Raw genomic sequence first — 16,486 nt, forward strand, 5'->3', positions numbered from 1 at the left:
GAGCACGAACGCGAGAACGCGCGTCCCTCCCCGGACCGCGCGGCATCCGGAACCTAGCCCCCCGCCACCTGGCTGTCCACGAGGAATCCGGCCCGGTGCCGGGGAGCGACGGGCCGAGCGGCACCGCCCGGCACCCCGACCGATCACCACCTCGGCACCACCCGACGATCCGTCGCTCGACCTCGCCCCGCCCTGCCCCACCCCGCTCAGCCCGCCCCGCTCAGCCCGTCCCGTCGATCCGCGCGGCCAGTGCCCGGAACTCGTCCCAGCTCAGGGCAGGCTTGCCCGGGGCCCACAGCTTCTGGGCGGTCGCGCGCAGCGGCATCCGGATGCCCTGCGCCACCTGCGCCGGGGTCTGCGCCTGCGGAAGATCACCCCAGACCGCGAACCGGCCGCCGAGGATCTGGCCGGAGTAGCGCGCCGGGACCGGCCGGGTGCCGCGCAGCACGAGCGGGGTCCACTGCTCGTAGATCCGCTTGCCCGTGGGGTAGACGAACTGGTTGGGCTGACCGAGCACGTAATAGAGGAACTCGTCGTTGAGGTTCACCACGCGCCGTCCCTCGCGCAGATACTCCTCCGGCTCCCGGGCGCCGTACTCCTTGCCCGTCCAGTACTCCACCTCGATGTCCTTGTCGGCGTGCACGGTCCCGTCGCGGAAGAAGCCGTCGTTCCACGCCTTGGGCCGCTTGCCGTGCGGGCGCACCACCGCCGCGCGGTCGTTCAGCCAGCCGGTCGTCAGGTCCTTGATGCCGGCCTGCGCCCCGTACTTCTGCTGGGCGGCGCGTTGCAGCTGGGGGTACGAGGCGGCCGGGTTCCGTGCCATCAGCGCGAGGTACTCGTCGGCGCCCAGGTGCCAGTACGCCCCGCCGAACAGCTCGGTGAACTCGCCGAGGAGCTCGTCGACGAGCTTGGCCGAGCCCGGATTGGAGATGTCGAGGGACCCGGGCGAGCGGGTGCCCGACACATTGCGCAGCTGGAGGCCGGGGTGGGCCCGCAGCACCGCGCCGAGGTGACCCGGGGAGTCGATCTCCGGGACGACCTCGATGTGCAGCCGGTTCGCGAGGCCGACGATCGACCGCACCTCGGCCTGGGTGAGGTGCTGCGGCGACACCACCTCGGGATGGGTGCGGGACTCGATGCGGAAGGCCTGGTCGTCGGAGAAGTGCAGGCCGAGCTGGTTGAGCTTGAGGTCGGCCATCTCGCGCAGCCGGTCCTCGATCCAGGCGGCGGTGTAGTGCTTGCGCGCGATGTCGAGGTTGAGGCCGCGCTGCGGCCGGTCGGGCCGGTCGCGCACCTCGCCCTCCGGCATCGTGCCGTCGGCGCGCACCGACTGCTTCAGGGTGCGGGTTCCGTGGAAGACCCCGGCCTGGTCCGGCCCGCTGATGGTGACCCGTCCGTCGTGGACGTCGAGGGTGTACGACTCGGGGGTGCCCTTGCCGGGGGCGAGGGCCAGCCGCACGTCGCCCGCGCGGGCGGGGACCTCGCCCCGGTAATGGATCTTCAGCTCCTGGGCCAGCAGTTGCCCCTCGTCGGCGAGCGTCCCGCTGCCGCGGGCCACGACGACCCCGCTGTCCGGGCCGGGGCGCCAGCCGGGGCCGCGGGCCGCGATGTGCTCGCGTACCGCGGGGATGGTGCGCGGGGCGGTGGAGAGCGGGTAGCTCCGGGCCGGCGAGGGGGCGGCCGAGGAGGATGCGGGGGTGCGGGCGTTCGACGACTGTCCGGCGAGCCCGCTGTCGGAGCCTTCCGGCCAGACGACGACGGCGATCGTCGCGGCGGCCGCCGCGGTGAGGACCGCACCGGCCACGAGAGCGCCTCGTGAGGGCGACATCGTTCAGAAACCTCCGTCATTTACGGAAAACGAGGCAGAATCAGGGAGACAGCCGGGCATTCTCCTTGGAATACGGTTCGTCAGGCGATCCGAAACTCTCCCGTCCGGGTGAAGTTCGCGCATCTGTCGGACGTCCGTTGCCCCACCTGGCTAGCTTTGAGGCACATTCGTCTCTCCCTTCACCCTGCATCTGCCTGGTCTCTTCCACCGCTTCCCCCTCCAGGGTCACAGATGCCGTTGATCCGAGGAGCCCACGCTGACCAGGTCCAGCGAGTCCCGCGCCGGCCTCCCGGAGCAACTGTGCCAACCGGCCACCCGGACGGCCGTACCCGTCCAGAACTCCGCCGCCGACCAGGCCGAGGCCCGTGTCCCGGGCCTCGACCGCTTCAACGCCGTGCCGCCGGCCGAGGCCGAGGCCGCCCTGCTGGAGTGCTGCGGCAGCCGCCGCTGGGCGCAGCGGCTGGCCGCCCACCGCCCCTTTCCCGACGTGGACTCGCTGCTGGCCGCGGCCGACGAGGCGGGCTACGACCTTGCCCCGGCAGACCTCTCCGAGGCGCTCACCGCCGAGGTCTCCCCTGGTCTGCACCACGCCGCCCCGCACTCCGCCCATCTGGCGCTCCAGGCCGCGCACGCCGCGTACGAGTCGCGCTTCGGCCATGTCTTCGTGATCTGCCTGGACGGCTTCGGCCCGGCCGAGCAGCCGGACCAGGTGCTCGCCGGGATCCGGGCCCGGCTGGCCCACGAACCCGACCAGGAGCGGGTGGTGACCGCGGAGGAGATGCGCCGACTCGCCCGGGGCCGCATCATCGAGCTGGTATCGGGTTCATAACGGAACGGGCTCGATGGGGGCGGTCGACAGCCCTTTCTAGCCCGTCCGTGCCTGTTTGATTGCCACTTTGATCACACCGCGGGCCCCCGCGCGAACGAACCGACAAACCGTCGCTACGATGGCCGGGGCCGGTGGACCGTACCCGGCCGGGTCAGACCGACAGTCAAGCCGGCCGGCCCCAATCCCCGCTCCCGGAGGGTTCTTCCGTGCCGGCTGGAACGCTGTACCGCGGCCGGGAAGGCATGTGGTCCTGGGTGGCTCATCGAGTCACCGGTGTCCTCATTTTCTTCTTCCTGTTCGTACACGTCCTGGACACCGCTCTCGTCCGCGTCTCCCCCGAGGCCTACGACGACGTCGTGGCCACGTACAAGACGCCGATCGTCGCGCTCCTCGAATACGGCCTGGTGGCCGCGATTCTCTTCCACGCGCTGAACGGTCTCCGTATCGTCGCCGTGGACTTCTGGGCCAAGGGCCCGCGCTACCAGAAGCAGATGCTCTGGTCTGTCGTGGGCATCTGGATCGTGCTGATGGTCGGGGCGCTGTACCCGGTCCTCGGCCACGCCGTACGCGCAGTCTTCGGGAGCTGAGGCCAATGTCCACCGAGTCCTCCGCCGCGATCGGCTCCGTCGAGGGTGTCAGCCTCTATGACGCTGACAACCCGGCCCCGGTCATCGAGCCGCCGCGCAAGCGGACCGGCAAGACCCCCAAGGGTTCGCGCACCAACTTCGAGATGTACGCCTGGCTCTTCATGCGCCTGTCGGGCATCGTCCTGGTCGTCCTGGTCCTGGGCCACCTGCTGATCCAGCTGGTGCTGGACGGCGGCGTCTCCAAGATCGGCTTCGCCTTCGTGGCGGGCCGCTGGGCCTCGCCGTTCTGGCAGCTCTGGGACCTCGGGATGCTGTGGCTGGCCATGCTGCACGGCGCCAATGGTCTCCGTACGGTCATCAACGACTACGCCGAGCGGGAGAACACCCGTTTCTGGCTGAAGATGCTTCTGTACACCGCCACGGTGTTCACCGTCCTGCTGGGCACGCTGGTGATCTTCACCTTCGACCCGAACATCCGCTAGGCGCCGGGCCAGAGGGACCAGAGGAAATCATGCAGATCCACAAGTACGACACCGTCATCGTCGGCGCCGGCGGCGCCGGCATGCGCGCGGCCATCGAGTCCACCAAGCGCAGCCGCACCGCCGTGCTCACCAAGCTCTACCCGACCCGCTCCCACACGGGCGCAGCGCAGGGCGGCATGGCCGCCGCGCTCGCCAACGTGGAGGAGGACAACTGGGAGTGGCACACCTTCGACACGATCAAGGGCGGCGACTACCTGGTCGACCAGGACGCCGCCGAGATCCTGGCGAAGGAGGCCATCGACGCCGTTCTCGACCTGGAGAAGATGGGCCTGCCGTTCGGCCGTACGCCCAAGGGCGAGATCGACCAGCGCCGGTTCGGCGGTCACACCCGCAACCACGGTGAGGCCCCGGTCCGCCGCGCCTGCTACTCGGGCGACCGCACCGGCCACATGATCCTCCAGACGCTGTACCAGAACTGCGTCAAGGAGGGCGTGGAATTCTTCAACGAGTTCTACGTCCTGGACCAGCTGGTCGTCGAGGAGGACGGCGTCAAGAAGTCCGCCGGCGTCGTCGCCTACGAGCTGGCGACCGGCGAGATCCACGTCTTCCAGGCGAAGTCGGTCATCTATGCCTCGGGCGGCACCGGCAAGTTCTTCAAGGTGACGTCGAACGCGCACACCCTGACCGGTGACGGCCAGGCCGCCTGCTACCGCCGCGGTCTGCCGCTGGAGGACATGGAGTTCTTCCAGTTCCACCCGACGGGCATCTGGCGCATGGGCATCCTGCTGACGGAGGGCGCCCGCGGTGAGGGCGGCATCCTCCGCAACAAGGACGGCGAGCGCTTCATGGAGAAGTACGCGCCGGTCATGAAGGACCTCGCGTCCCGTGACGTCGTGTCCCGCTCCATCTACACCGAGATCCGTGAGGGCCGCGGCTGCGGTCCCGAAGGCGACCACGTCTACCTCGACCTCACGCACCTCCCGCCGGAGCAGCTGGACGCCAAGCTCCCGGACATCACCGAGTTCGCGCGCACGTACCTCGGCATCGAGCCCTACACGGACCCGATCCCGATCCAGCCGACCGCGCACTACGCCATGGGCGGCATCCCGACCAACGTCGAGGGCGAGGTGCTGGCCGACAACACCACCGTCGTCCCGGGCCTGTACGCCGCCGGCGAGGTCGCCTGTGTCTCCGTGCACGGCGCCAACCGGCTGGGCACCAACTCGCTGCTCGACATCAACGTCTTCGGGCGCCGTTCCGGCATCGCCGCCGCCGAGTACTCCGTGAAGCACGACTTCGTCGAGCTTCCCGAGAACCCGGCGCAGATGGTCGAGGACCAGGTCGAGCGGCTGCTCACCTCGACGGGCACCGAGCGGGTCGCGGCACTCCGTCTGGAGCTGCAGGAGTGCATGGACGCCAATGTGATGGTGTTCCGCACCGAGCAGACCATCAAGACGGCCGTCGACAAGATCGCCGAGCTGCGCGAGCGCTACCTCAACGTGTCCGTCCAGGACAAGGGCAAGCGGTTCAACACGGACCTCCTGGAGGCCATCGAGCTGGGCAACCTGCTCGACCTGGCCGAGGTCATGGCGACCTCCGCGCTGGCCCGCAAGGAGTCCCGCGGCGGTCACTACCGCGAGGACTTCCCGAACCGCGACGACGTCAACTTCATGCGCCACACCATGGCGTACCGCGAGGTCTCGGCCGACGGCACCGAGTCGATCCGACTCGACTACAAGCCGGTCGTCCAGACCCGCTACCAGCCGATGGAGCGTAAGTACTGATGGCTACCCCGACTCTGGACAAGGTCGAGACCGCCCCCCCGGCGTCTTCCGCCTCCCCGTACATCACGGTCACCCTCCGGATCCGCCGCTTCAACCCCGAGGTCTCCGACGAGGCCCAGTGGCAGGACTTCCAGATCGACATCGACCCGAAGGAGCGTGTGCTCGACGCCCTTCACAAGGTCAAGTGGGAGATCGACGGCACGCTGACGTTCCGCCGGTCCTGCGCCCACGGCATCTGCGGCTCCGACGCGATGCGGATCAACGGCAAGAACAGGCTCGCCTGCAAGACGCTGATCAAGGACGTCAACCCGGAGAAGCCGATCACGGTCGAGGCCATCAAGGGCCTCACGGTCCTCAAGGACCTCGTGGTCGACATGGACCCGTTCTTCCAGGCGTACCGCGATGTCATGCCCTTCCTCATCACCAAGGGGAACGAGCCGACCCGCGAGCGTCTGCAGTCCCCCGAGGACCGCGAGCGCTTCGACGACACCACCAAGTGCATCCTGTGCGCCGCGTGCACGTCCTCGTGCCCGGTGTTCTGGAACGACGGCCAGTACTTCGGCCCGGCGGCGATCGTCAACGCGCACCGCTTCATCTTCGACTCGCGCGACGAGGGCGGCGAGCAGCGCCTGGAGATCCTCAACGACCGTGACGGTGTGTGGCGTTGCCGCACCACCTTCAACTGCACGGACGCCTGCCCGCGTGGCATCGAGGTCACCAAGGCGATCCAGGAGGTCAAGCGGGCGCTGATCACGCGCCGCTTCTGACCGCCACCGGCTCAGCAGTCGCATCCGGCCCCGTTCTCCGCAGCAACCCTGCGCAGAGCGGGGCCTCTTGCTGCGCCGTCCGGTCCCGGACGGTACGGTCGTGCGGAACCGGACTCCGGTTCGCCCCCGCCGGCCCAGCAGGGTCCGGGGCGCACAGGTCTGATCGAGAGCGGGGAACGTTGAGCGATCCGAATCCGTACGCGGACGACTCATACAAGTGGGGGCCGGCTCCCCAGCAGCCGGGCAACCCGCCCACCGTCGCGGACGGCGCGGGACACCCCGGTCCGGGCGCCCCGGCGTACGGCTACCCGCAGCCGCTGCCCGAGTCCGCGACCCAGCCCGGCCCCGGCTACGGCTACCCGCAGGGCGTCGCGGCCCAGCCGACCATGCCCGGTCAGGGCTTCCCGCAGCCGGGCGCCCAGCCGGGCACCGGCATGCCGGTCCTGACGTTCGGCGACATCGCCGTCATGCAGGACCAGATCGTGACCCCGTCGGGTCCGATGCCGCTCAAGGGAGCGGTGTGGACGGCGACGGACCTGACCCGTACCGAGGAGAAGATCCCGACGGTCGCGATCGTGCTGGCGATCGTCTTCGCGCTGTTCTGTCTGATCGGTCTGCTGTTCCTCCTGATGAAGGAGAAGCAGACGACCGGTTTCGTCCAGGTCTCGGTGACCAGCGGCGGCCGGCACCACTCGACGATGATCCCGGCGACCGGCCAGGACACCTTCCCCATGGTGATGGCCCAGCTCAACACGGCCCGTGCGATGAGCATCTGACGGACACCCCCGCCCCGGCCGCGCGAGCCGCTCCGCACCTGCGCCTCGCGTGTGTCCGACGTCTGTCCCGCGCCGAACGGCCGTCAGTCCCAGGCGGCGCCGCCCCGGTCCTCGGCGACCACCATGATGCGCCGCAGCATGTCGTTGAGCAGTGTGCGCTCGTCGGGGCCGAGTACGCCGAGCAGCCGGTACTCCTCGTGGCCGAGGACGTCCATCGCGCCCAGCCAGGTGGAGCGGCCCGCTTTGGTGAGCTCCACGTCGACCCGTCTGCGGTCGGTGGTGGAGGGGGTGCGGCGGACGAAGCCGCGCCGTTCGAGCGCGTCGAGCCGGCCGGTGACGGAGGCGGGCGCGAGGTCGAGGTCGGCGGCGAGTTCGGAGGGGGCCGCCTTCCCGCCGCGTCCGGCCAGTTTGTGGAGGGTGTCGAACTCCTGGCGGTCCAGGTCGAAGTCGACCAGGGACTGTTCGCGTACCCGGCGCAGATGGACGGAGAGCTTCTTCATGCGGGTCACCGCGCCCTCGACGTCGGGGTCCAGGCCGGGCAGGACGGGCTTCCAGCGCTCCACATGTCCGTCGGTCCAGTCGCGTCGCTCCATGGGGAAATCGTACGCCGGTCCGCCAACTTCCCTTCGGAGCCTAATATTTCGTTGACGAATAGTTCGGTACCGAAATAAGTTCTCGCGCATGCCGCACCCCTTGCGCACGCGCGCCTTCCGCCTGCTCTTCATCGGCCGCACCCTCTCGCTCATCGGCGACGCCGTCATCCCCACCGCCCTCTCCCTGGCCGTCTACCTGGCCACCGGCTCCACCGGGGCACTCGCCCTGGTCCTGGGCTGCGCGATGGTCCCCAAGCTGCTCCTGCTGCCCCTGGGCGGCGTCGTGGGCGACCGCTTCAACGCCCGCACCGTCGCACTCACCACGGACCTCGTACGGTGCGCGACCCAGCTCTTCGTCGGCGCGGAGCTGCTCGGCGGCTCCCCCGCGCTCTGGCAGATCGCGCTCGCCGAGGCGATCGGCGGCGCCGCCGGGGCGTTCGCGATGCCCACCGCCTCACCGCTGATCCGCGGCACCGTGGCGGAGTCCGGGCTGCTGCGCGCCAACTCCCTGATGGCAGTGGTCAACAGCGCCACCCGGCTCGGCGGCCCGGCCCTCGCCGGACTGCTGATCCTCACCGCCGGACCGGGCTGGGCCTTCGTGCTGGACGGCGCCACTTTCGCGGTGAGCGCCGCGCTGCTGTCCGCCGTAGAGGTCCGGCACGTACCCATCCCCCGGCGTTCGCTGCTCACCGACCTCAAGGAGGGCTGGGGCGAGGTCCGCAGCCGTGACTGGTACTGGACGAGCCTGATCGGGCACGCCACCTGGAACGGCGCGGCGGCCGTCCTGATGACGGTCGGCCCGGCGCTCTTCCTCCGGGAACTGGGCGGCAAGGGCGTCTGGGTCGCCCTCCTGCAGACCGGCGCGGTCGGCCTGCTCCTGGGCTCGCTGCTGGCCGGCCGGGCCCGCCCCCGCCGCCCGATACTGGTGGCCAACCTGGGCCTCGCCACGTACGCCCTGCCGCTCGGCCTGCTGGCCGCCCACGCACCCGTCGCGCTCACCATCGCCGCGTACGGCGTCGCCCAGGCCGGTCTCGGCTTCCTCGGCCCGGTCTGGGACAGCTCGGTCCAGTCCGCCGTACCGGCCCACGCACTGGCCCGGGTCACCTCGTACGACTGGCTGCTCTCCCTCGGCGCGATGCCGCTCGGCTATGCCCTGGCCCCGCTCGCGGCCTCGGCCTGGGGCGCCGAAGTACCCCTGGCCATCGCCGCGGTGGCCGTCGGCGCGGCCTGCCTGGGAACGGCGGCGGTGCCGGGCGTACGGCGCTTCGGAGCGCCGGACAAGCAGCCGGAGCGAGCCGCCGGACTCCCCGCTTGAACATGTTCAATTACAGGTCTACAGTCCATGACAACAGCTTTTGAACGCGTTCAAGGGAGGGTGGGGCATGGACCTCACTGTTGTCGCGTACGTCATCTACCTGCTGATCAGCGTGGCGCTGACCGTCTGGGTCGCGCGCACGCTCAGCCGCAACGGCAAGGTGTTCCTCGCCGATGTACTGCACGGGAACGAGAAGCTCGCCGATGCCGTCAACCACCTGCTGGTGGTCGGCTTCTACCTGGTCAACCTGGGCTTCGTCACCCTCTACCTGAGGAACTCCGACGGCGTCACCGACGCCCGCGGGCTCTTCGAGGCACTGTCGGTGAAGCTCGGCGTCGTGCTGCTCGTCCTCGGTGTCATGCACCTCGGCAATGTCTATGTGCTCAACAAGATCCGCCGCCGCGGCCTGATGGAGCGTGAGCAGACCCCGCCGGTGCCCCCGCAGGGCTGGACGGGACCGGCCACCGGCCCGTGGGCGGCGCCCGCCCCGAGGGCCTGAGCCCCATGACGGGCGGACCGGGCGGGCAGCGGCTCCCCGTGGAGCGCCTGACGGTGCTGTACGACGCGCGGTGCCCGCTCTGCCTGCATCTGCGGCAGTGGCTGATGAGGCAGCGTCAGCTCGTCCCGCTCGACCTCGTCCCGGCGGCCTCCGAGGAGGCGCGCCGCCGCTTCCCCGGGCTCGATCACGCCGGGACGCTGGACGAGATCACGGTGATCGGCGACCGGGGGCAGATCTACCGCGGGACCTCCGCGTGGATCGTCTGCCTCTGGGCGCTGGCCGAGCACCGGCCCAGGGCCCACTGGCTGACCACCCCGGCGGGCCGCCCGTTCGCTCGGGCCACCGTGCTCGCCGCCGCGAAGTACCGGTCCCTGACCGCTCCGCCGTGCGGCCGGGAGGGCGGGGACGGTGCCTGTACGGTCCCCGGGTCCGCGGGCTGACCACGACGGATACCCTCGGGTCTGTGGTGAAGGAAGTGAAGGACGTGAAGGAAGCCAGGGCTCCCAAGAGCGAGCAGACCCGCACACTCATCCTCGAAACGGCGCTCCGGCTCTTCCAGGAACGCGGTTACGACAAGACGACGATGCGGGCCATCGCCCAGGAGGCCGGCGTCTCCGTGGGAAACGCCTACTACTACTTCACGAACAAGGAACACCTGGTCCAGGGCTTCTACGACCGGCTCGCGGCCGAGCACGCGGCGGCCGTGCAGCCGGTCCTGGACGGCGACAAGGACCTCGCGGTGCGCATGCGCGGGGTCCTTCTCACCTGGCTGGACGTGGCGGAGCCGTACCACCGCTTCGCCGCCCAGTTCTTCAAGAACGCCGCCGATCCGGAGAGCCCGCTCAGCCCGTTCTCGGCGGAGTCGGTCGCGGCCCGCGAGGCGGCGATCTCCATCCACCGGCAGTGCCTGGCCGGGTCCGACGCCAAGACCGATCCCGAACTGGCGGAACTGCTGCCGCAGTTGATGTGGCTGATGCAGATGGGCCTGGTGCTGTACTGGGTGTACGACCGCACCGAGCACACCGCACGCAGCCGCCGCCTGGTCGAGCGCTCCGCCCCGATCGGGGCCCGCGCCATCGCGCTCTCCCGGTTCCGGGCGCTGCGGCCGCTGGTGCGGCAGGTCCACGAGGTGCTGGAGGATTTCCTGCCCGGCGCCGTGAAGCCGAAGAGCGCGGAACGGCCCGGGAAACCGGACTAGACCGATCCGCCGGACAGGCCCTGGAGCCCGCGGCGGGAAGACGACGGGGGCGGCCGTCCGGCAGATGCCGGTACGACCGCCCCCGTTGTGGTGCGCGGCGGAGCGTCAGATCCGCTTCAGCTCCCAGAGCCGCCAGATGCCGGTGCCGTCCGAGAGGTACTGCGAGCCGGAGACGTCCGTCGTGCTGACGACGTAGTCCTTCTTCTGCCACAGCGGGACCAGCGGCACGTCCTCGCCGACCTGCGCCTGGAGCTCCTTGAAGTCGGCCGCGGTGCGTCCGCGGTCGCCGTACTGGAGCGTGGAGCCGATCAGGCTGTCCACCTTCTTGCTGGAGTAGCCGTTGTGGAGGCTGTTGTTGCGGCCGACGAGCGGCTGGCTGAAGGTGTCGGGGTCCGGGTAGTCGGGGAGCCAGCCGATCGTGTACGCGTCGTACTTGCCGGCCGCGTACTCCTTCTGGAACTTGGTCCACTCGACGGCGTGGAGCTCGATCTTGAACAGCCCGTCCGCCTCCAGCTGGCGGCGGAGCTCGGCGGCCTCCTTCGCCTGCGTCTCGTCGCCGCCGCGGTAACCGAAGTCGATCTTGATCGGCGTCTGCGCGCCGACGTCCTTCAGCAACTCCTTGGCGCGCGCCGGATCGGGCGTCGGGTAGGCGTCGAAGAACGGCGTGCTGTGCCCGATGTACCCCTGCGGGATCAGCGAATAGAGCGGTTCGACCGTGCTCTTGTAGATGTTGCTCACCAGCGGCCCGCGGTCGATGATCGACGCGATGGCCTGCCGGACCTTCTTTTCGGCCAGTGGTGTGCCGGGCCGGACGTTGAAGACGAGGTTGCGGATCTCGGCGCTGTCCGCCTCGGTGACACGCAGGTCGGGGTCGCCGGGGTTCAGCTCGGCGAGCGTGGCCGGCGGCAGTTCGCGGTGGGTGACGTCGAGCTGCTTGGCGTTCCAGGCGGCCAGGAGATCACTGGACTTCTTGTAGTAGTGCACGGTGACCGGGACACCCTCCTTCGTCACCGCGCCCTTGTACCGGGTGTTGGGGACCAGTTCCGCGATCTCGCCCGACCGGTACGACTTCAGGACGTACGGTCCCGAACCTTCGACCGTGTTCCCCTTGCGGAGCTTGTCTGCCGGATACGACTCGCGGTCGACGATCGAGCCGGCTCCGGTGGCGAGCTTCTGCGGGAAGGTCGCGTCGCGCGAGGAGAGGTTGAAGGTGATCGTGCGGCCGTCGGCCACCACGTTCTTCAGGCTCGGGAACAGCACCCACGGACCGACGTCCGTCTTGATCCTGATCATGCGCTCGATGGAGTACTTGACGTCCTCGGCGGTGATCTTCCGGCCGCTGGAGAAGGTCAGGTCGTCGCGCAGCTTGCACTGGTACGTCTGGAGCTTCTGGCCGATGAATCCGCAGCTCTCGGCCGCGTCGGGCTCGGGGACGACCGCCCCGGACTTGAACGTCATGAGCGACTGGTAGATGTTGCTGTACATCGCCCAGGAACCCGCGTCGTACGCGCCTGCCGGGTCGAGCGACGTGACCACGTCCGTCGTGCCGACGGCTACCGGGTCGTTCCTCACCTCGTCCGAGGGAAGCAACTGCCAGGCGACGACGCCTGCGATGACCAAAACCGCGAGAATCGCGAGAATCCGTAGCCGGATCGACCGCATTGCCGTGCTCTCCCTTACCAGCCCCACCTCGGCGTTGCGCTCAGATACGCACATCACCGCATGCTCGCGATCAGCCAATCACACGAAATTCACATCTGGAAGAGCAAAACTGTGACTCATAGCCTTTTGTTCGGTGGTTGAAACCTTGGGTGCATCTGTACGTCCGAAACCGGTTGTCGACGGAGAGTCACGCCAGCCGTGAGGCGAGCTCCACGACGGTGATGTCGGACGGTGCGCCGACCCTCACCGGCGGGCCCCAGGCGCCCGCGCCCCGTGAGACGTACAGCTGGGTGTCGCCGTAGCGGTCGAGCCCGGCGCCGGTGGGATTGGCCAGATCGGCGATGAAGTTGCCCGGCCAGAGCTGGCCGCCGTGGGTGTGGCCGGAGAGCTGGAGGTCCACGCCGTGGGCGACCGCGTCATGGATGACGACGGGCTGGTGGGCCAGCAGGACGGCGGCGCGGGTACGGTCCCGGTCGCCGAGCGCACGGGCGAAGTCCGGGCCCTGCCCTTCACTCTCCCCGGCGATGTCATTGACGCCCGCAAGATCGAATCCAGCGATCTCCACCCGGGCGTTCTCCAGCGGGTGAAGACCCAACTCCCTCACCTGGTCGACCCATTGGGCGGCGCCGGAATAGTACTCATGATTGCCGGTGACGAAGTAATTGCCGTGCCGGGCCTTCAGCCGGGCGAGCGGCTCCGCGGCCGGCCCGAGGTCGGCGACGGTTCCGTCGACGAGGTCGCCCACGACGGCGACCAGATCGGGCTGCGTCCGGTTGATCGTGTCGACGATCCGCTGGGTGTGGGCGCGGCCGAGGATCGGGCCGAGGTGGATGTCGCTGACGACGGCGATCCGGAAGCCGTGCGCGGAACGGGGCAGCTTGGCCAGCGGGACGGTGATCCGCTTGACCCGCGGTCCGCGCAGCACCCCGTAGGTGCCGAGGCCGACCGTGCCGAGCCCCGCGACGGCGGCGGCCCCGCCGACGGCCCGCGCGACGAACAGCCGCCGGCCGGGGGCGTCGGGGCGGGACGGGACGGGGGCTTCGGCGAGGAGGGTGGCCGGGGCGGCGGAAGCCCCCGCGCCCGGCGCACCCGGCGCACCTGCGGAGAGGTTCGAGCGATTTGCGCCGCTTGCTTCATTCGCTTCATTTGATTCGCTTGCCGGATCTACGGCTTTCGCACCGTCCGCTGACGCCGTGTCCGCGTCGTCCGGCCGCCCCGTCCGGTCCGCCCGGCGCGCCAGTACCCGGCGCAGCACCGGCCGTACCACCTCGCCCACCAGCAGGGCCAGCGTCAGGTACAGCACAACGGCCAGCCACAGATAGCCCGGCCAGGCCAGCACCTGCTGGAGCCGGAAGGGCGCGCCCGCGCGGCCGGAGACCAGCGCGCCGACGCTCAGCAGCGGCAGTACGTACGCGGCCACCGTGCCGGCCCTGCGCATCGCGCTGCCTTCGGCCGTCGTGTCACCGACGAGGCGGCGCCACAGATAGCGGTGCACGCCGGCCAGCAGCGCGAGCACGACGATCACCATCACCACGAGACCGGCCACCGCCACTCGCTCTCCTCAGCCCGTCGTACGGCCTGTTATGCGCGTTCGCGGCGCAGGGCCTTGACGCCACGGAACCCGATCACTCCAACGGCCGTCCCCAGGAGAAAGGACGTGATGGCGAGCAGCAGATGCACCCAGAAGTACGCAGTCGGGTCACCCGCGTCGTCGAAGGCGAGTCCGCTGCCGTCCTTCCACAGGTTCTTGACGAAAGTGATCCAGATGAACCAGCTCCACACCCCGAAGGCGAGCAGGAACCAGGAGACGGGGCGGCTGAGCTTCATGGACCCAGTATCTCCGCCACTCTCCGGCAGAGCCGCCCGGGGTGGGCTGTCCCGGCGGTACGCCCGGCGGGTCAAGCCGTCCGCACCCATTTTCATATCTTCTCCCTGTACGTTTCCGACCGTGCCTGCTCTCAAAAAGACCGCTCTGACGGTCATTTCTGCCGCCTTGTTGTCCACTTTTGTTGTCAGCCCGGCGTCGGCGGTCGGCAAGGACGCCTCCGACGAACAGCCGAAGCCGCCCGCGGGCATGTCCAAGGTCGGCGGCGAACTATTGGGCCGAGCCGGTACACAGGTCAAGCTGGGCCCGGATGCCCCGGTGCTGCCGAAGGAGCTCACGGGCAGGTCCTGGATCGTCGCGGACGCGGAGAGCGGCCAGGTCCTCGCCTCGCACAATCCGCACTGGCGGCTGCCTCCCGCCTCCACCCTGAAGATGCTCTTCGCGGACACCGTGATGCCCGCGCTCCAGCCGAAGACCCAGAAGTACACGGTCAAGGACGAGGATCTCGCCAACCTCGGCGAGGGCAGCAGCCTGGTCGGCGTCAAGGAGAAGCTCACCTACACGGTCCACGACCTGTGGCTCGGGGTGTTCCTGCGGTCGGGCAACGACGCGGTACACGTGCTGTCCTCGATGTACGGCGGCGTCCCCAAGACCGTGGACGCGATGCAGTCGCACGCCGAGGAATTGCAGGCGCTCGACACGAACGTGGTGTCGCCCGACGGGTACGACGCACCCGAACAGGTCTCCAGCGCGTACGACCTGACGCTGTTCGCCCGCAGCGGGCTGCAGAAGGCGGACTTCCGGGAGTACTGCTCGACGGCCGACGCGCAGTTCCCCGGCGCGGAGAAGAACGGCAAGCGCGAGAGCTTCGGCATCCAGAACACCAACAAGCTGCTCACCGGCGCCGGCGGCGTCGAGCCGTACAAGGGCATCGCGGGCGTCAAGAACGGCTACACCACGCAGGCCGGCAACACCTTCACCGGCGTCGCCGAACGCGACGGCAAGGTGCTGCTCGTCACCGTCATGAACCCGTCGTCCGAGAAGCCCCACGCCGTCTACGACGAAGCCGCCGACCTGCTCGACTGGGGCTTCACCGCGAGCGGCAAGGTGACCCCGGTCGGCGAGCTGGTGCCGCCGAAGTCGGCCACCACCGGCACCGGATCCGGCAAGGGTTCGACGGCCTCGCCCGGGACGGACGGGGGACAGAACGGCCCCGCGCAGAGCGCGAAGGCCGCCGCGTCCGAGGGCGGCGGCGCCGGGATCGCGCTGGGCATCGCGGCGGGCGTCGTGGTGCTGCTGGCCGGCGCGGCGTTCCTGGTCAACCGGCGCTGGCCGCTGCCGGACCTGGTCCGTCGCCTCCCTCGCCGCTGACCGGCCCGGACGGTTCTTCGGCAGCCTCGTCCTCGGTCTCGCCGGCCTCCTCGCTGTTCTGCGTCGCCGTCCAGGCGGCGCAGAACAGCAGCAGCTTCGCCGAGAGGTTGATCCACAGCAGCAGCGCGACCGGCACCCCGAAGGCGCCGTACATGCTCTTCCCCGCCACGCCCTTCATGTAGCTGCCGAGCAGCAGCTTGAGCAGTTCGAAGCCGATCGCGCCGAGCGCTCCGGCGACCAGCAGCCGGTGCCGCGGCGGCTCGACGCCGGGCAGCAGGGTCAGCAGATAGAGCAGCAGCAGGAATCCGGCGAGCGCCGCCACCAGCAGGGTGGCCACCTGGAGCACCACACCGCCGGCGCCGCGGTCCGAGATGCCGAGCAGCTCCGCCGTCCGGCCGACGGCGACGGAGCCGGCCGACGACACGGCCAGCGTCGCGAGCACCGCCCCGCCGAGCCCCAGCAGCAGCCCGGCGTCCTTGAGTTTGCGCACGACCGGGTTGCCCAGGCTCACGTCGTCCAGGTCCCAGACGGCGCGCAGACAGTCCCGCATCGAGCCGATCCAGCCGATGCCGGTGAAGAGCAGCACCGCACCGGCCACCACACCCACCGTGCCCGCGTGGGCCACCAGGCTCTCGATGCCGAGCTGGTCGGAGATGCCCGGCACCTGCTCGGCGAGCTTGTCCTCGATCTTGTGGAGCTGCTCGGTGGAGAGCAGCGCGGCGCCGATCGCCGCGCCGACCGCGATCAGCGGGAAGAGCGCCAGGAAGCTGATGAAGGTGATCGCGGCGGAGAGCCTGGCCCAATGGACCCGCTCCAGCGTCTCGTAGGAGCGCCAGGCGTGCGTCGCCATCAGCCGGGCGACGATCGGCCCGATGACGGGGAGGTTTTTGAGCCAGTCCATGATGTACGACTACCCTCCCCGGCCCGGAAAACCGAAACCGGCCCTGCCGCGGTACGGACTGACACTTCC

General features: G+C 69.7%; 17 protein-coding genes. 11 read left to right on the plus strand and 6 right to left on the minus strand.

Annotated elements, in window-relative coordinates; all coding sequences use genetic code 11:
- Window positions 1–220 precede the first annotated feature (220 nt).
- Window positions 221–1,828 (minus strand): glycoside hydrolase family 20 protein, encoded by a 1,608-nt coding sequence (locus ABZ622_RS00985; RefSeq protein WP_360539096.1) that lies wholly within the window; start codon window positions 1,826–1,828, stop codon window positions 221–223.
- 298 nt (window positions 1,829–2,126) lie between these two features.
- Here ABZ622_RS00985 and ABZ622_RS00990 point away from each other — a divergent pair, with 298 nt between their 5' ends.
- From ABZ622_RS00990 to ABZ622_RS01015, 6 genes are all read left to right on the plus strand, one after another.
- Window positions 2,127–2,657 carry a 2-oxo-4-hydroxy-4-carboxy-5-ureidoimidazoline decarboxylase gene (locus ABZ622_RS00990; protein WP_360540207.1) on the plus strand — a complete coding sequence of 177 codons (531 nt, stop codon included), beginning with the start codon at window positions 2,127–2,129 and terminating at the stop codon, window positions 2,655–2,657.
- Between the two features lie 206 nt (window positions 2,658–2,863).
- Window positions 2,864–3,244: a succinate dehydrogenase, cytochrome b556 subunit gene (gene sdhC / locus ABZ622_RS00995; RefSeq protein WP_266913134.1), complete on the plus strand. Its 381-nt coding sequence runs from the start codon at window positions 2,864–2,866 to the stop codon at window positions 3,242–3,244.
- Between the two features lie 5 nt (window positions 3,245–3,249).
- Entirely contained in the window at window positions 3,250–3,726 is a 477-nt protein-coding gene (locus ABZ622_RS01000) for a succinate dehydrogenase hydrophobic membrane anchor subunit (protein WP_360539099.1), read from the plus strand.
- Between the two features lie 29 nt (window positions 3,727–3,755).
- Entirely contained in the window at window positions 3,756–5,510 is a 1,755-nt protein-coding gene (sdhA, locus tag ABZ622_RS01005) for a succinate dehydrogenase flavoprotein subunit (RefSeq protein ID WP_360539102.1), read from the plus strand.
- The gene (locus ABZ622_RS01010; RefSeq protein WP_360539105.1) at window positions 5,510–6,277 is read left to right on the plus strand and encodes a succinate dehydrogenase iron-sulfur subunit; all 768 of its coding nucleotides are present in this window, start codon (window positions 5,510–5,512) and stop codon (window positions 6,275–6,277) included. Before sdhA ends, ABZ622_RS01010 begins: the two co-directional genes overlap by 1 nt.
- A 179-nt stretch (window positions 6,278–6,456) precedes the next feature.
- Window positions 6,457–7,053: a hypothetical protein gene (locus tag ABZ622_RS01015; protein WP_360539108.1), complete on the plus strand. Its 597-nt coding sequence runs from the start codon at window positions 6,457–6,459 to the stop codon at window positions 7,051–7,053.
- 83 nt (window positions 7,054–7,136) lie between these two features.
- On the opposite strand, the gene ABZ622_RS01020 is transcribed toward ABZ622_RS01015, so the two are convergent.
- The gene (locus ABZ622_RS01020; RefSeq protein WP_360539111.1) at window positions 7,137–7,646 is read right to left on the minus strand and encodes a MarR family transcriptional regulator; all 510 of its coding nucleotides are present in this window, start codon (window positions 7,644–7,646) and stop codon (window positions 7,137–7,139) included.
- A gap of 88 nt (window positions 7,647–7,734) precedes the next feature.
- Here ABZ622_RS01020 and ABZ622_RS01025 point away from each other — a divergent pair, with 88 nt between their 5' ends.
- From ABZ622_RS01025 to ABZ622_RS01040, 4 genes are all read left to right on the plus strand, one after another.
- A complete protein-coding gene (locus ABZ622_RS01025) occupies window positions 7,735–8,961 on the plus strand; it encodes an MFS transporter (RefSeq protein WP_360539114.1) in 1,227 nt (408 codons plus the stop codon).
- Window positions 8,962–9,028: 67 nt separating this feature from the next.
- The gene (locus ABZ622_RS01030; RefSeq protein WP_259928150.1) at window positions 9,029–9,460 is read left to right on the plus strand and encodes a hypothetical protein; all 432 of its coding nucleotides are present in this window, start codon (window positions 9,029–9,031) and stop codon (window positions 9,458–9,460) included.
- Window positions 9,461–9,465: 5 nt separating this feature from the next.
- On the plus strand, window positions 9,466–9,900 hold the full coding sequence (locus ABZ622_RS01035; protein WP_360539117.1) for a DCC1-like thiol-disulfide oxidoreductase family protein: 435 nt from the start codon (window positions 9,466–9,468) through the stop codon (window positions 9,898–9,900).
- A 23-nt stretch (window positions 9,901–9,923) separates the two neighbouring features.
- Entirely contained in the window at window positions 9,924–10,658 is a 735-nt protein-coding gene (locus ABZ622_RS01040; RefSeq protein WP_360539120.1) for a TetR family transcriptional regulator, read from the plus strand.
- 105 nt (window positions 10,659–10,763) lie between these two features.
- On the opposite strand, the gene ABZ622_RS01045 is transcribed toward ABZ622_RS01040, so the two are convergent.
- The 3 genes from ABZ622_RS01045 to ABZ622_RS01055 all read right to left on the minus strand — a co-directional run bounded on the left by ABZ622_RS01045 (window position 10,764) and on the right by ABZ622_RS01055 (window position 14,147).
- Window positions 10,764–12,320, minus strand: a complete 1,557-nt coding sequence (locus tag ABZ622_RS01045; protein ID WP_360540209.1) for an ABC transporter substrate-binding protein — start codon at window positions 12,318–12,320, stop codon at window positions 10,764–10,766.
- Between the two features lie 187 nt (window positions 12,321–12,507).
- Window positions 12,508–13,848 (minus strand): metallophosphoesterase, encoded by a 1,341-nt coding sequence (locus ABZ622_RS01050; protein WP_360540211.1) that lies wholly within the window; start codon window positions 13,846–13,848, stop codon window positions 12,508–12,510.
- Between the two features lie 53 nt (window positions 13,849–13,901).
- The gene (locus ABZ622_RS01055) at window positions 13,902–14,147 is read right to left on the minus strand and encodes an SCO4848 family membrane protein (RefSeq protein WP_079179553.1); all 246 of its coding nucleotides are present in this window, start codon (window positions 14,145–14,147) and stop codon (window positions 13,902–13,904) included.
- A 121-nt stretch (window positions 14,148–14,268) separates the two neighbouring features.
- Here ABZ622_RS01055 and ABZ622_RS01060 point away from each other — a divergent pair, with 121 nt between their 5' ends.
- On the plus strand, window positions 14,269–15,516 hold the full coding sequence (locus tag ABZ622_RS01060; protein ID WP_360539122.1) for a D-alanyl-D-alanine carboxypeptidase: 1,248 nt from the start codon (window positions 14,269–14,271) through the stop codon (window positions 15,514–15,516).
- Here ABZ622_RS01060 and ABZ622_RS01065 read toward each other — a convergent pair.
- Complete coding sequence (locus ABZ622_RS01065) at window positions 15,464–16,417, minus strand: YihY/virulence factor BrkB family protein (protein ID WP_360539125.1); 954 nt, start codon at window positions 16,415–16,417, stop codon at window positions 15,464–15,466. The genes ABZ622_RS01060 and ABZ622_RS01065 overlap by 53 nt on opposite strands.
- Between the last annotated feature and the right edge of the window lie 69 nt (window positions 16,418–16,486).

The organism is Streptomyces sp. NPDC007164 (genome assembly GCF_040634135.1).
GTDB classification, from domain to species: Bacteria; Actinomycetota; Actinomycetes; order Streptomycetales; family Streptomycetaceae; genus Streptomyces; species Streptomyces sanglieri.

Bases quoted from the DNA above. Each gene is read 5' to 3' on its own strand.
- ABZ622_RS01050 (WP_360540211.1), bottom strand. From the start codon at position 13,848: ATGGTGATCGTCGTGCTCGCGCTGCTGGCCGGCGTGCACCGCTATCTG.
- ABZ622_RS01055 (WP_079179553.1), bottom strand. From the start codon at position 14,147: ATGAAGCTCAGCCGCCCCGTCTCCTGGTTCCTGCTCGCCTTCGGGGTG.
- ABZ622_RS01025 (WP_360539114.1), top strand. From the start codon at position 7,735: ATGCCGCACCCCTTGCGCACGCGCGCCTTCCGCCTGCTCTTCATCGGC.
- ABZ622_RS01030 (WP_259928150.1), top strand. From the start codon at position 9,029: ATGGACCTCACTGTTGTCGCGTACGTCATCTACCTGCTGATCAGCGTG.
- ABZ622_RS01035 (WP_360539117.1), top strand. From the start codon at position 9,466: ATGACGGGCGGACCGGGCGGGCAGCGGCTCCCCGTGGAGCGCCTGACG.
- ABZ622_RS01065 (WP_360539125.1), bottom strand. From the start codon at position 16,417: ATGGACTGGCTCAAAAACCTCCCCGTCATCGGGCCGATCGTCGCCCGG.
- sdhA (WP_360539102.1), top strand. From the start codon at position 3,756: ATGCAGATCCACAAGTACGACACCGTCATCGTCGGCGCCGGCGGCGCC.
- ABZ622_RS01010 (WP_360539105.1), top strand. From the start codon at position 5,510: ATGGCTACCCCGACTCTGGACAAGGTCGAGACCGCCCCCCCGGCGTCT.
- ABZ622_RS01045 (WP_360540209.1), bottom strand. From the start codon at position 12,320: ATGCGGTCGATCCGGCTACGGATTCTCGCGATTCTCGCGGTTTTGGTC.
- ABZ622_RS01000 (WP_360539099.1), top strand. From the start codon at position 3,250: ATGTCCACCGAGTCCTCCGCCGCGATCGGCTCCGTCGAGGGTGTCAGC.
- ABZ622_RS01020 (WP_360539111.1), bottom strand. From the start codon at position 7,646: ATGGAGCGACGCGACTGGACCGACGGACATGTGGAGCGCTGGAAGCCC.
- ABZ622_RS00985 (WP_360539096.1), bottom strand. From the start codon at position 1,828: ATGTCGCCCTCACGAGGCGCTCTCGTGGCCGGTGCGGTCCTCACCGCG.